Annotated in this window: 11 protein-coding genes; 7 read left to right on the top strand and 4 right to left on the bottom strand. The window is 60.3% G+C overall.

What is annotated here, in order from left to right; translation table 11 throughout:
- Nucleotides 1-338 precede the first annotated feature (338 nt).
- Complete coding sequence (locus AC3I0A_RS10825) at nucleotides 339-1,868, top strand: nucleobase:cation symporter-2 family protein (RefSeq protein ID WP_489377757.1); 1,530 nt, start codon at nucleotides 339-341, stop codon at nucleotides 1,866-1,868.
- A gap of 104 nt (nucleotides 1,869-1,972) precedes the next feature.
- Here the strand turns inward: AC3I0A_RS10825 and AC3I0A_RS10820 are convergent, their stop codons facing one another.
- From AC3I0A_RS10820 to AC3I0A_RS10810, 3 genes are all read right to left on the bottom strand, one after another.
- A complete protein-coding gene (locus AC3I0A_RS10820; RefSeq protein ID WP_489377756.1) occupies nucleotides 1,973-4,336 on the bottom strand; it encodes a DNA polymerase II in 2,364 nt (787 codons plus the stop codon).
- Nucleotides 4,337-4,438: 102 nt separating this feature from the next.
- Nucleotides 4,439-5,680 (bottom strand): OprD family porin, encoded by a 1,242-nt coding sequence (locus tag AC3I0A_RS10815; protein ID WP_489377755.1) that lies wholly within the window; start codon nucleotides 5,678-5,680, stop codon nucleotides 4,439-4,441.
- A 189-nt stretch (nucleotides 5,681-5,869) separates the two neighbouring features.
- The gene (locus tag AC3I0A_RS10810; RefSeq protein WP_489378473.1) at nucleotides 5,870-7,153 is read right to left on the bottom strand and encodes an MFS transporter; all 1,284 of its coding nucleotides are present in this window, start codon (nucleotides 7,151-7,153) and stop codon (nucleotides 5,870-5,872) included.
- 295 nt (nucleotides 7,154-7,448) lie between these two features.
- Between AC3I0A_RS10810 and AC3I0A_RS10805 the strand changes: the two genes are divergently transcribed.
- From AC3I0A_RS10805 to AC3I0A_RS10795, 3 genes are all read left to right on the top strand, one after another.
- On the top strand, nucleotides 7,449-8,396 hold the full coding sequence (locus AC3I0A_RS10805) for a LysR family transcriptional regulator (protein ID WP_489377754.1): 948 nt from the start codon (nucleotides 7,449-7,451) through the stop codon (nucleotides 8,394-8,396).
- A gap of 90 nt (nucleotides 8,397-8,486) precedes the next feature.
- Nucleotides 8,487-9,290 (top strand): putative hydro-lyase, encoded by an 804-nt coding sequence (locus AC3I0A_RS10800; protein WP_489377753.1) that lies wholly within the window; start codon nucleotides 8,487-8,489, stop codon nucleotides 9,288-9,290.
- An 81-nt stretch (nucleotides 9,291-9,371) separates the two neighbouring features.
- The gene (locus AC3I0A_RS10795) at nucleotides 9,372-9,911 is read left to right on the top strand and encodes a hypothetical protein (protein WP_489377752.1); all 540 of its coding nucleotides are present in this window, start codon (nucleotides 9,372-9,374) and stop codon (nucleotides 9,909-9,911) included.
- A gap of 23 nt (nucleotides 9,912-9,934) precedes the next feature.
- On the opposite strand, the gene AC3I0A_RS10790 is transcribed toward AC3I0A_RS10795, so the two are convergent.
- Nucleotides 9,935-10,705: a phytanoyl-CoA dioxygenase family protein gene (locus AC3I0A_RS10790; RefSeq protein WP_489378472.1), complete on the bottom strand. Its 771-nt coding sequence runs from the start codon at nucleotides 10,703-10,705 to the stop codon at nucleotides 9,935-9,937.
- A gap of 264 nt (nucleotides 10,706-10,969) precedes the next feature.
- Here AC3I0A_RS10790 and AC3I0A_RS10785 point away from each other — a divergent pair, with 264 nt between their 5' ends.
- The 3 genes from AC3I0A_RS10785 to cls all read left to right on the top strand — a co-directional run bounded on the left by AC3I0A_RS10785 (nucleotide 10,970) and on the right by cls (nucleotide 13,134).
- Nucleotides 10,970-11,182 (top strand): DUF1059 domain-containing protein, encoded by a 213-nt coding sequence (locus tag AC3I0A_RS10785; RefSeq protein ID WP_489377751.1) that lies wholly within the window; start codon nucleotides 10,970-10,972, stop codon nucleotides 11,180-11,182.
- 101 nt (nucleotides 11,183-11,283) lie between these two features.
- The gene (locus tag AC3I0A_RS10780) at nucleotides 11,284-11,649 is read left to right on the top strand and encodes a DUF2784 domain-containing protein (RefSeq protein ID WP_489377750.1); all 366 of its coding nucleotides are present in this window, start codon (nucleotides 11,284-11,286) and stop codon (nucleotides 11,647-11,649) included.
- An 87-nt stretch (nucleotides 11,650-11,736) separates the two neighbouring features.
- Complete coding sequence (cls, locus tag AC3I0A_RS10775) at nucleotides 11,737-13,134, top strand: cardiolipin synthase (RefSeq protein ID WP_489377749.1); 1,398 nt, start codon at nucleotides 11,737-11,739, stop codon at nucleotides 13,132-13,134.
- Nucleotides 13,135-13,149 lie beyond the last annotated feature (15 nt).

Genomic DNA, 13,149 nt, shown 5'->3' with positions numbered 1-13,149 from the left:
ATTGGTCCGAGCGGCGTTCCGACGATGGCCGTTAACGATAACGCGTGCTTTCTGAATAAACGCGTCACCCATGAGTCCATCGCGAGCAAGCTCGCTCCTACAGGGGTGCAGCGTTCGCCCCCTCCCCGAACGGAACGTCCAGCGCGTCCGACCACCCTGTCTTGAGTATAGGTGGCGAAAACACCCTCAAGAAAATCCGGCTGGATGGTACGGTCTCGGCACGCCCCCGCAGCCGCCTTCTACAGGCTTGTAGAAAATTATTGTATACAACTTTATGGACAAGACTTTGCCTTATTGAATACAGTGTCGCCAACAATAAAAACAGGGAACCTTGCACCATGAAAACGCCTCTTGTTTCACAACAACGGCCTGAGGATGAAAACCTCGGGGTCGGCGCGAATATGGCTTATGGCCTTCAGCACGTTCTGACCATGTACGGTGGCATCGTCGCGGTACCGTTGATCATCGGGCAAGCAGCCGGGCTTTCCCCAGCTGAAATTGGCCTGTTGATCGCCGCGTCACTGTTTGCCGGCGGCCTGGCAACATTGCTGCAAACCCTCGGCTTGCCGTTTTTCGGTTGTCAGCTGCCGTTGGTGCAGGGTGTGTCCTTCTCCGGCGTGGCCACGATGGTCGCGATTGTCAGCAGCGACGGCAGTGGAGGTTTTCAGTCGATATTGGGTGCCGTCATTGCGGCGTCGTTGATCGGGCTATTGATCACGCCGGTCTTCTCCAGGATCACCCGATTCTTTCCGCCCCTGGTGACCGGCATTGTGATCACGACCATCGGCCTGACCCTGATACCCGTTGCGGCACGCTGGGCGATGGGCGGCAACAGCCAGGCAGAGAACTTCGGCAGCATGTCGAACATCGGTCTGGCCGCGATTACGCTGGTCCTGGTGTTACTGCTGAGCAAGGTTGGCAGCGCCACGGTTTCGCGATTGTCGATTCTGTTGGCCATGGTCATTGGCACTGTCATCGCGGTTTTCCTGGGCATGGCTGACTTCTCGATGGTCAGCGAAGGGCCGATGCTGGGTTTCCCTACTCCCTTCCATTTCGGTATGCCGACCTTTCACGTGGCAGCGATCATTTCGATGTGCATCGTGATCATGGTGACGCTGGTCGAAACCTCTGCGGACATCCTGGCGGTCGGTGAAATCATCGATACCAAGGTCGACTCCAAGCGTCTGGGCAACGGCCTGCGCGCCGACATGCTGTCGAGCATGATCGCGCCGATCTTCGGCTCCTTCACCCAGAGTGCTTTCGCGCAAAACGTTGGGCTGGTCGCGGTCACGGGGGTCAAGAGCCGTTACGTGGTGGCCACCGGCGGGTTGTTCCTGGTGATTCTCGGTCTGCTGCCGGTGATGGGCCGGGTGATCGCTGCGGTACCGACTTCCGTGCTGGGCGGCGCCGGTATCGTGCTGTTCGGCACGGTCGCCGCCAGCGGTATCCGCACGCTGTCCAAGGTCGACTATCGCAACAACATGAACCTGATCATTGTCGCCACCTCCATCGGTTTCGGCATGATTCCCATCGCGGCCCCGACCTTCTACGACCACTTCCCGAGCTGGTTCGCGACGATCTTCCATTCCGGCATCAGCTCGTCGGCAATCATGGCGATTGTGCTGAACCTGACGTTCAACCACCTCACCGCCGGCAACTCGGATCAACAGTCGGTATTCGTCGCCGGCACCGAGCGCAGCCTGCGCTTTCAGGATGTCGCAGCGCTGCGTGAAGGCGACTACTTCAGTGACGGCAAGCTCCACGACGCCGAAGGCAACGAGATTGTTCTGGTGGCCGAGGCTATGGATGAGCACGCCCCTCATCACGCTGCCAGCAAGACCGATGGCGTTCGTCTCAGCAGCGTCTAGGTCAGCCTGAACCCTCCCACCCCTCTGCACGCCGCATCACTGCGGCGTGCAGCTTGAGTGAACTGGTGTACGCGGACCGCGTGACGGCTTGACTTACCGCCAGCTCAGAACAACCCGAGCTGGCCGCCGATCAGCGTGGTGAAGTCGTCGTGTACGAATGGCAGGATGGCGTCTGCCACCGGCTGTAGCTGGCGCGTGACGTAGTGATCGTAGTCGATGGGCGCATGCCGCGTTTCCAGAGGTTCGGGACCCGCGGTGGTGATGACGTAGCTGATCCAGCCACCGTTCTGGTACTGACGCGGCCGGCCCTGGCGGTCGTTGTATTCGTCGGCGATGCGCGCCGCGCGCACATGCGGTGGCACGTTGCGCTGGTAGTCATCCAGTGTGCGGCGCAGGCGTTTTCGGTAGATCAGCAGATCGTCGAGTTCACCCGCCAGCGTGCGGCGCACGTAGTCGCGCACATAGTCCTGGTGCGGCTGCCGATTGAAGATGCGCTGGTAGAGTTCCTGTTGGAACCGCTGGGCCAGCGGCGACCAGTCGCTGCGTACTGTTTCCAGGCCCTTGTAGACCATCTCGCGGCTACCGTCGGCGCGCATCACCAGCCCGGCGTAGCGCTTCTTGCTGCCCTCCTCCGCACCGCGAATGGTCGGCATCAGGAAACGGCTGAAATGCGTTTCGAACTGCAACTCGAGCGCGCTTTCCAGACCGAACTCACTGAGCAGATGATCACGCCACCATTGGTTGACGTGCTGCACCAGCGCTCGACCGATGCGCGTCGCGTCTTCCTCTGCATGAGGGCTTCCGAGCCAGACGAAGGTGGAGTCGGTATCGCCGTAGATCACCGCATAACCTTCGGCCTCGATCAGCTCGCGGGTCTTGCGCATGATCTCGTGGCCACGCAGGGTAATGGAGGACGCCAAACGTGTATCGAAGAAGCGGCAGCCGCTGGAGCCCAGCACACCGTAGAACGCATTCATGATGATCTTCAGCGCCTGCGACAACGGCCCGTTGTGCTCGCGCTTGGCCACTTCACGCCCCTCTGAAACACGCGCCACGATGGCCGGCAAGCAATGCCGGGTTCGCGAGAAGCGCGCACCGCGAAAGCCTGGCACCGATTCGCTGTCACCGGGGTTGCGCAGGCCCTCCACCAGCCCCACCGGATCGATCAGGAAGGTGCGAATGATCGATGGATAGAGGCTCTTGTAGTCGAGCACCAACACCGATTCGTACAGGCCCGGCCGCGAGTCCATCACGAAGCCACCCGGGCTCGCCTCCGGTGGTCGCTCCCCGAGATTTGGCGCGACAAAGCCCTGGCGATGCATCTGCGGGATGTAGAGGTGCGAAAAGGCTGCGACCGAACCGCCGCTGCGGTCGGCAGGCTGACCGGTCACGGTGGCGCGCTCCAGCAGGAACGTCAGCAGTTCGGTCTTGGCAAAGATCCGCGTGACCAGCTCGCAATCCTTGAGGTTGTAGCGCGCCAGTGCGGGCTTGTCCTCGGCGAACATGCGGTTGATTTCGTCCATGCGCTGGTACGGGTTGTCGATGGACTTGCCTTCACCGAGCAACGTCTGGGCAACGTTCTCCAGACTGAACGATGGAAAACTCCAGGTCGCCGACCGCAGCGCTTCAATGCCGTCGATGATCAGCCGTCCGGCAGCAGCCGCAAAGAAGTGATTCTTGCTTGTGCCGTGCTCGCGCCATTGCATTTCATCGCCACCGCGCCCGAGCCGCAAGGGTACGGCCAGGCGCCTGGCATGCTCGTGCAACACCCGCAGGTCGAACTGCACGAGATTCCAGCCGATGATCGCGTCGGGGTCATGCAGGGCAAACCACTCGTTGAGTTTTTTCAGCAATAGCGTTCGGGAATCACAGTACTCGAGGTCGAAATCGAGCCCGTCAGCGTCGCCATTTGCCGGCCCGAGCATATACACCTGACGCTCGCCACAGCCTTCGAGCGCGATGGAGTACAGCTCGCCCTGGGCGGTGGTTTCGATGTCGAGGGAGACCAGTTTCAGTGGCGGGCGGTAATCCGGCGCGGGCTTCATCTGCGCGTCGAGCAGCATGCCGCTGCTGTCCGGCTTGCCACCGAACAACACTGGAGCGGTAATGAAGCGTTCCATCAGGTAGCGTTCCGGCGGGCGAATATCCGCTTCGTAGACATCGACACCGGCCTTGCGCAGCAGGTTGTCGAGATGCATCAACTGACGATGCTGCTGGCAATACAGACCGAGCACGGGACGATTCTGGAAATCGCAGAGCGCCAAAGGGCGAAGTTCGACGTCGCGCTCGCCGCGCAGCAATGGCTCGGCCCGCTCGCGCTGCTGCGCCGGAATGAAGGCCACCGAGGGCTGATGAGGCAGACGGATATACCGGGGACCGTCGTCGGTCGCCAGCCAAAAACCGACTTCCGTACCAGCGGGCGTATCGCGCCAATGCCGGGTCAGGACAAAACCCTGCTGTAGATCCACCGCTGCAACCTCAAGAACCTGCCTTTCAGCCCATGATTCTACGCGCCATCGCTGTGGATAGCGCGCACGAACCATTGGAGCAGTGGCGCAGGGTGTGAAACCTTACCAAAGCGCCAGGGTATAGCTGAGGATCAAACGGTTCTCATCCAGATCGTTGCCGAAGTTCGAACGCACCGACGCGTTGCGCCACTTCAAGCCCACCCCTTTGAATTTACCGTCCGGCACTACGTAAGCGATGTCGGTGTCGCGCTCCCACTCCTTGCCTTCGCCCGGCGCGCTGCGTTGCACGTTATCGCCCGAGATGTAGCGGGTCATAAAGGTCAACCCCGGCACACCCAGTGCGGCAAAGTTGTAGTCATAACGGGTTTGCCAGGAGTGTTCGTCGACGTTGGCGAAGTCGTTGATCTGCACGAAGTTGACCAGGTACGGATCGCTGCGCCCGATATACGGAAACGGATCGTCGCCACTCATGCGCTGGTAGCCGAAACCCAGAGCATGGCCGCCAAGGCTGTAGGTGAACAATGCACCGAAGGCCTGGTTGTCGAGCTCACGGAAACTGCCGTCTTCGGTGCTGCGCGAATAGCGCAGGTCGCTCTTGAGCGACTGGCCCGAGCCCAGGTCCAGCAAGTGCACCAAGCCGAGGTAGTTCTGCTGGTAGATATCTTCCAGCTTGCCGTAGCGGTACTGCGCCGTCAGGTTCGGCATGAACTGATAGTCAGCCCCGGCGAACTGGAACTTGTCGCTGCGCCCGCCGATGCGGTTGGCGGTCATGTCCTGATAGTCGGTGGAGTCGACGAAATTGATCTGGGTGAGTTGCCCGGCTGTTAGCTTCAAACGGTCGATTTCCTGCATATTCACCAGGCCGCCCTTGAAGGTTCCCGGCAACAGGCGAGTGTCGTTGGAGCTCACCACCGGGTCCTTGATCTGCAAAGTCCCAAGCTTCAGGGTGCTGTTGGACAAGCGCACTTTGGCGGTCAGGCCCAATTCGCCGTAGCTATCCTGGGAGCCGCCGGACGAATCCGCCGGCAACAGATTGGTGCCCGCCGTGCCGCCACCGGAGTCCAGTTTGAAACCGGCCATGCCCAAGGCATCCAGGCCAAAGCCCAAGGTGCCGGCGGTATAACCGGACTCCATCCGCAACAGAAAACCCTGCGCCCATTCCTCGGCCTTATCCCGCGAACCCTCCTGACGGAAATCGCGATTGAAGTAGAAGTTGCGCGCTTCCAGGCTGCCTTTACTGTCCGCAATGAAATCCGCCTGAGCGCCCGGCGCACAGAGCAGGCTCAAGCCGAGCAATGTACCGGCCGGGACGTACAAGCGTTGGGTGGAAATGAAATCGTTCATGCCGTGCTCCTTTTGCGGACGCGAGCGAACCCTCTCGGGGGCGTTGCGCTCGCGACCGATGTTGTCGATAAGAAGTGGGGTAGGAGCCGAGCTTGCTCGCGATGGACGTCAACGATAACGCGTGCTTTCTGAATAAACGCGCCGGTCTTGAGTTCATCGCGAGCAAGCTCGCTCCTACATAGGGCTCACTCAGGACTCGAGTTGTCGACCGCGGGTCTCCGGCAGGCTCAACGCGGCCAGAATCACCACGCCATAAGCGCCGGCAGCGAAGACTCCGATACCCGTGCCAATTGGCAGCGTGTCGCTCAGCGCACCAATGAACAACGGGAACAGCGCGGCTATGGAGCGTCCGGCGTTGTAGCAGAAGCCCTGGCCCGAACCGCGCATGCGGGTCGGAAACAACTCGGTGAGAAAAGCCCCCATGCCGGCGAAGATGCCCGAGGCGAAGAAGCCCAGCGGGAAACCGAGCCAGAGCATCCAGGTGTTATCGATGGGCAACTGGGTGTAGGCCAGGACGATCGCCATGGAGCCGACGGCGAACAGAATGAAGTTCTTCTTGCGGCCGATGGCGTCGGTCAATAGTGCGCTGACCACATAGCCGATGTAGGAGCCGACGATCACCATCGCCAGATAGCCGCCAGTACCGAGCACGCTCAGGCCGCGCTCGGTTTTCAGGTAGGTCGGCAACCAGGTGGTGATCGCGTAGTAGCCACCCAGCGCGCCGGTGGTCAGCAATGAAGCACGCAAGGTGGTGCTGAGCATCCGTGGTGCGAAGATTTCGAAAAAAGCCCAAGGCGAATCCTGCGCAGGCTTGGCCTTGCGCTCACGCTGAGCATGCTCGAAGGTGTCCGACTCCTTGACCAGCCGGCGAATCACCAGCACGAACAGCGCCGGCACCAACCCGATCATGAACAGCCATCTCCAGGCCTCTTCCGCTGGCAGAAAGCTGAATAAGCCGGCATAGAGCAACGCCGTCATTCCCCAACCCAGCGCCCAGCCGGCCTGCACCATGCCCACCGCCTTGCCGCGATCTTTGGAGCGAATCACCTCGCCGATCAGCACCGCGCCGGCTGTCCATTCACCGCCGAAGCCAAAGCCCATCAGGGTCCGGGCCACCAGCAATTGCTCGTAGTTCTGCGCCAGTCCGCAGAGGAAGGTGAAGAAAGCGAACCACAGCACCGTCAGTTGCAAGGTGCGCACCCGGCCGATGCGGTCGGCCAGAATCCCGGCGACCCAGCCACCCGCCGCCGAGGCCAGCAGCGTACAGGTGCCGATCATCCCGGCTTCGCCCTTGGAGATGCCCCAGGTAGCGATCAACGTAGGGATCACGAAACTCAGCATCTGGGTATCCATGCCATCCAGGGCATAGCCGATCTTGCAGCTCCAGAAGGTGCGTTTCTCATTTTTCGACAGGGGGCCGTACCAACTGAACGGGCCAGTGCGGCCCGTACCTGAAGGCACGTGATCAGTTATGGTTTTTTCCACGGGAAGTTCCTGCGGCAGCAAACGAAGATGACGGACACGCCTCTTTATTTTTTTGTGAAGGCGTTGTCGTGGGGGCAGACGCAGTGGCTGCGTCGTGGAGCGGATTCTTCGCGCCGGGGTCAAGCTGCGTCAAACGGGAAAAAAACGAGGTTATGCATAAGAATAATTGATACCCCCAGCGACGGTCTCTGGAGTAACAATTGCAGGGCGCCGAACACGTTTCTCTGTGGGAGAACGGTGACCGCCCCCAATAACAAAAGCTGCGAAAGCTGTGAGAGCCTCCATGAACCTCAAATTCCTCGAAACCTTCGTCTGGGTCGCCCGCCTGCAAAGCTTCAGCCTGACCGCAGAGAAGATGTTCAGCACTCAGGCAGCGATCTCCAGCCGGATCGCCTCGCTGGAAGATGAGTTGGGCCTGCGCCTGTTCGTGCGCGATTCGCGCGGGGTGTCGCTGACGCCCGAAGGCCTCAAGGTGCTCGACTACGCCGAGCAAATGCTCGAGGTGCAGCGAGCGTTGAAGCACTCGCTGGACAACACCAGCCCGCAGCAGGGGCTGGTGCGCATCGGCGTGATGGATACAGTGATCCACACCTGGCTCAGCCCGTTGATGTCGACCCTGATGCAGACCTTCCCCGCCGTGGAAATCGAGATCACTGCTGACGCCGCACGCAATCTTTGCGAGCAGCTGCAAAAGGGCTATCTGGACATCGTGTTCCAGACCGATCTGATCCGCCACGAAAGCGTGCGCAACCTCGAACTGGGGCACTACCCCATGCACTGGATCGCCGCCAGCAACTCGATCTATGCCCGCCCCTATGCCTCGCTGGCCGAGATGGCCGGTGAACGGATCATCACCTTCGTCAAACACTCACGACCGCATCAGGATGTACTCAACCTGCTGCACGCCCATGGCATCAGTGCGCCGCGCGTCAGTTGCGTGAATTCGGTGTCGGCGATGACCCGGCTGATCCGTGACGGCTTCGGTATTGGCGCCCTGCCGGCCGCGCTGGTGGCCAAGCCCCTGGCCAGTGGCGAGCTGATTCAGCTGGACCCGGGCAGCCGCTTGCCGCAACTCGATGTCGTGGCCTCGTGGCGCGCCGGGGTGGGTCTGGAACTGATCGAGAGCATCGTCGACATGAGCCGCCAGGTGGTCTGCCAATACGCCGCCGATGTCGGCCCGCAGCGAATGGTGCCGGCACCGGGTCTCGACAGTCGACTGCCCCTTGAATAACTTTTAGTTGTCCGGGGTAACAACATTCCTTGTTGGACGGCATCGTCATGATTTTCTAAAAAGAGCCATCGAACCTGAGGAGATGCCGTGATGAGTCAACCCGCCCTGTCCTTCGAACAATTGCAGCACAGCACTCCACTGGCCCTGCGCCAATCCATCGCCGCCGGGCACTATCAGGGCCACACCAGCGGCCTGGGCCAAGGCCGGGTGCAAGCCAATATCGTGATACTGCCCAGTGATTGGGCCAACGAGTTTCTCCGCTATTGCACGCTCAATCGTCAGGCTTGCCCGGTGCTCGACGTGACCGAACCGGGTGATCCGTATTTTCGCAATCTCGGGACCGCCATTGATATCCGCCATGATGTGCCCCGATACAGGGTTTACCGCCATGGCGAACTGAGCGAAGAACCGCTGGATATCGAGCATTTGTGGCAGGACGACCTGGTGGCCTTCGCCATCGGTTGCTCGTTCTCCTTCGAACAACCGCTGCTGGATGCCGGTATCACCCTCAGGCACATCGATTTGGGGCGCAATGTCGCCATGTACCGGACGAACATAGACACCCGCCCCACCGCTCGCTTGAGTGGCAAGCTGGTGGTGAGCATGCGCCCGATGAAAGCCGCCGCGGCGATCCAGGCGATTCAGATCACCGCACGCATGCCCAACGTCCACGGCGCACCCGTACACATTGGTGATCCTTCGCTGATCGGCATCCACTCGCTGAGCAGCCCGGACTACGGCGATGCCGTACCGATCGAAGCCGACGAAATCCCGGTGTTCTGGGCGTGCGGCGTGACCCCGCAATCGGTGGTGCAAACTTCACGTCCGCCGCTGTGCATCACCCATGCCCCCGGTTGCATGCTGGTGACGGATCTGTGGAATAGCGCTTTGTAAATGCGTGCGGGCTCGCGTGTATAGTCATGTGAGCCTCGGATGAGGCTGTTCTCAACCTGGTATGGATGCGACGGACAAACAATGAACACTGCTCAACTATCGATTCGACAGTACATAAAAGCCAAGGACGGCAACCGTCCACATTTGTTAGGCCAGGCCTTTGCGCCAGACGCAGTACTGGACATGGTCGTGCGCACCGGATCTATCTCGTTTCCACCCCATGTTGAAGGCCTTGGCCCCATCGGCGAGGTGCTGGTCAGGCGATTCGGCCAGACCTTCGAAAACGTCTATACCTTTTGCCTGGGACACCCACCTGAACCGGAGGCCAGAACATTCCAGTGCAAATGGCTGGTCGGCATGTCCGACAAGAACTCCGGCGAAGCCCGAGTCGGTTGCGGTCTGTATGAATGGCAGTTCAGCCCCGAGTCGGGACTTGTCGAGAGGCTCACTATCACCATCGAGCACATGAAAACCCTGCCAGCGACTGATCTGCAGTGCATCATGGAGTGGGTATCGAGTCTGGATTATCCATGGTGTCGCCCGGAAGCGTTAGTGAGCAACGCTCCAGATATCGGCGCGCTGGAAGAGGTGATCCAGTACGTTATGGCCAATATTCCATAATCGAAGGTTCACCGGCTACAACGTCAGTCATATTCAGCTTCCTTGTGATTTCCCAGCAGACGCAGTTGTCGCGGCGTGGCTGCGGCCAGCACGGCAGGGTTGAAGCGCCAGTGCAGATACGGCGCGAACTTCTGCGCGACCATTCGCCTGCCATAGTGCACCTGCAACAGGTAACGCGTGCGGTCGAGGGTCCGGTTGCTGCTGCCGGCGTGCCACAGTTCGCTGCGAAACATCAGCACGTCGCCGGCCCGGCACAACACTGGCCGTGGCGTGCGGCCCTGCCACCGGGTTTCACTGGCAGTGGGCGGTCGTCCGGCCCGGTGGCTGCCGGGGATCACCCGCGTGGGACAGAGATCGGCGTCGATATCGTCAAGGTAAAGGTGCGCGGTGCAGATCTGCATCGGCAGCTTGAAGGCGGGATCGGCCAGCAGGCTTTGTGGCAGTTCCATCACCAGGTAGTCCAGATGCAGCGGCAGGCCAATGAAGCCGGGATGGCAGCGCCAGGCAGTCTGGCCGATCACGTGACAATCGGCGCCGAGGGCCGCTTCGGCCAGTTCGATGATTCCCGGCAGGTCGAGAAACGCTAGCCACAGCGGATCGCGATTGAACACACATTTGTAGTGTTCGAGCAGACCGCTGTAGTCCCAGTGCTGTGGTTCGAGGCGATCAATGGCATCGCGCAGCGTTTCAATCTGTGGGCCATTCAGCACCCCGGGCAGCAGGACGAACCCTTCTCTATGCAGGGCCAGCAGACGGCGGCGGGTCAGGCGTGGCGAAAGCTCGGTGATGTCCATGGCATGCACCCCGGACAGTGCGGATAACCATATTTGCACGGCGCGCAAGGTTTGACCATGCAACGAACGACCCGCCCGAGACTGCCGTTGGCGTCTTCAAAGCACCCGGCTTCATCACCTGACATATACTTCAAGGGGGATCTTGCTCGATGCAACGCGCAATCGTGTTCGATGGCTAACCTATGGGGCACCAACGTGCGACGTGTCGAGTGCTCGTTCACGCAGGCTCCAGCCTCTGGCCTGCCTTCGTATGAGGAGAACATCATGGCCCGCAAATACATCGATTGCCGCGAATTTCCGAGCGAAAGCAAATGTTCGGTCGCGCTATCGGCAGACTCCGAAAACGAACTGCTCGAGGTGGCTGTACAACACGCGGTCACTGGTCACAAATATACCGATACGCCCGAACTGCGCTCACAACTGAAGGGGATGTTTCACGACGGCACACCGCCCGTCGAAGCACCGCGTCAAGCGTAGTACGCGGCTGTCTGTTTCAAGCGCGATACGCCGCAGCGCCTATCGCGCTTGTGCCTGGATAACCTCTGCCATTTGCCCGAGTCAGGAGCAACGGAGTCGACATGTCCTACCGGATAGCCGCCGACGGATTGGTGCTGCTCCATCTGCTGTTCATTCTCTTCGTGCTGTGCGGCGGGTTACTGGTGCTCAAATGGCGCCACCTGTGCTGGTGGCACCTGCCCGCGGTGGCATGGGGGATGGCGGTCGAGGGCTTCCACTGGCCCTGTCCGCTGACGGGATGGGAAAACGACCTGCGTCTGGCCGCCGGAGAAGCAGGCTATGCCGACAGTTTCATCGAGCACTATCTGTGGCCGCTGATTTATCCGGTCGGGCTGACACCCGGCATACAGGTATGGCTGGCGATTCAGGTGCTGCTGATCAATGTGCCCGTTTACCTGTTGCTGCTCAGGCAGTGGAAGTCTGGGTGAGTGCCCTGCCAGGCGCGGTATCGCACCGAAGCTATACTCAATCACTGCAATGATACTGCTGCCTCTCGAGGTCCAGGAGAATGCCGCATGTGCCTGCTGTCGATGTGGAGACTGCTGCGAGCCTCGGCAGCGCTAAGCCTGGCGCTACTTCTGGCCTGCTGTACGTTGACGACCATCGCGCCGGACATGGCGTATAGCGATCCCGATTCGGTGCAGATCGACGCTGCCCATGGACCGCTGTCGGCCGAACGCAGCAAGGCCATCCTCGATCGTCTCAAGGCCGGTGGTGTGCAGACGAATATCTTCGACCTTCATATGGCAATCGAGGAAGCCATCGTCGGCAGCCCTCTGAGCGTCGGCAACAAGGTCGAGCTGCTGCAGGACGGCCCGGCCACCTACCGTTCAATGCTTGCCGCGATCGACGGCGCGCGTGACCATATCAATATTGAAACCTACATCATCGAGGACGATGAAGTCGGTCAGCGCTTCGCCGCGGCGTTGATTGCCAAACAGCGCAAGGGCGTGCAGGTCAATATGATCCGGGACAGCGTCGGTACCCTCAAGACCCCGGCCGAATTTTTCAAGCGTCTGACCGACGCAGGCATCAAGGTGCTGGAGTTCAATCCGGTCAATCCTGCGACCGCCAAGGCCGGCTGGGAAGTCAACCAACGGGACCACCGTAAACTACTGATCGTCGATGGGCGCATTGCCTTCCTCGGCGGCATCAATATCAGCGCCGTTTATTCGACCGGATCGCTTAGCCAGCGCTCCAAAAAAGACAGACCTGATGGCGAGTTACCTTGGCGCGATACCGACCTGCGGCTTGAGGGGCCGGTGGTTACTGAGCTGCAAAAGCTATTTATCGAGACATGGGAAAAACAGAAAGGCGAACCGCTCGCCAAACGCAATTATTTCCCAACGATCAAACCCAAAGGGAAAGAAGTCGTGCGTGCCATTGGCAGCTCGCCAGACGACCCCTACAGCCTGATCTACGCCACGCTTATCTCGGCGCTGCACAGTGCGCAAACCGAAATCTTGCTGACCAACGCCTACTTCGCGCCCGATCAACAATTCCTCGCGGAGCTTAAGGAGGCAGAGGCGCGAGGTGTCGATGTGAAGCTGATAGTGCCCAGCAGCACCGACTCCTGGCTGGTATTCCACGCCGGCCGCACGCGCTATACCGAATTGCTGGAGGCCGGTGTCAGGATCTACGAGCGCCATGGTGCCTTGCTGCATGTCAAAACCGCGGTGATCGATGGCGTTTGGTCGACGGTCGGCTCGACCAATCTTGACTGGCGCAGCTTTGTGCACAATGAAGAGCTCAACGCCGTGGTGCTCGGTACCGACTTCGGCGACAAAATGCGCGCAGTGTTCGCCGCGGACCTGGCGCAATCGGACGAAATCACCCTCGAGCAGTGGCGACGTCGTCCCCTTAACGTGAAAGCCATGGAACTGTTCGGACGCCTCTGGCTGTACTGGCTATGACACCAGCACAGGCGA

The organism is Pseudomonas sp. KH_024_B2, from assembly GCF_057839965.1.
This window is presented reverse-complemented; position numbering and strand designations above follow the sequence as displayed.

Coding starts and splice junctions, on each gene's coding strand:
- cls (WP_489377749.1), top strand. CDS start 11,737: ATGTGCCTGCTGTCGATGTGGAGACTGCTGCGAGCCTCGGCAGCGCTA.
- AC3I0A_RS10805 (WP_489377754.1), top strand. CDS start 7,449: ATGAACCTCAAATTCCTCGAAACCTTCGTCTGGGTCGCCCGCCTGCAA.
- AC3I0A_RS10825 (WP_489377757.1), top strand. CDS start 339: ATGAAAACGCCTCTTGTTTCACAACAACGGCCTGAGGATGAAAACCTC.
- AC3I0A_RS10800 (WP_489377753.1), top strand. CDS start 8,487: ATGAGTCAACCCGCCCTGTCCTTCGAACAATTGCAGCACAGCACTCCA.
- AC3I0A_RS10785 (WP_489377751.1), top strand. CDS start 10,970: ATGGCCCGCAAATACATCGATTGCCGCGAATTTCCGAGCGAAAGCAAA.
- AC3I0A_RS10790 (WP_489378472.1), bottom strand. CDS start 10,705: ATGGACATCACCGAGCTTTCGCCACGCCTGACCCGCCGCCGTCTGCTG.
- AC3I0A_RS10780 (WP_489377750.1), top strand. CDS start 11,284: ATGTCCTACCGGATAGCCGCCGACGGATTGGTGCTGCTCCATCTGCTG.
- AC3I0A_RS10795 (WP_489377752.1), top strand. CDS start 9,372: ATGAACACTGCTCAACTATCGATTCGACAGTACATAAAAGCCAAGGAC.
- AC3I0A_RS10815 (WP_489377755.1), bottom strand. CDS start 5,680: ATGAACGATTTCATTTCCACCCAACGCTTGTACGTCCCGGCCGGTACA.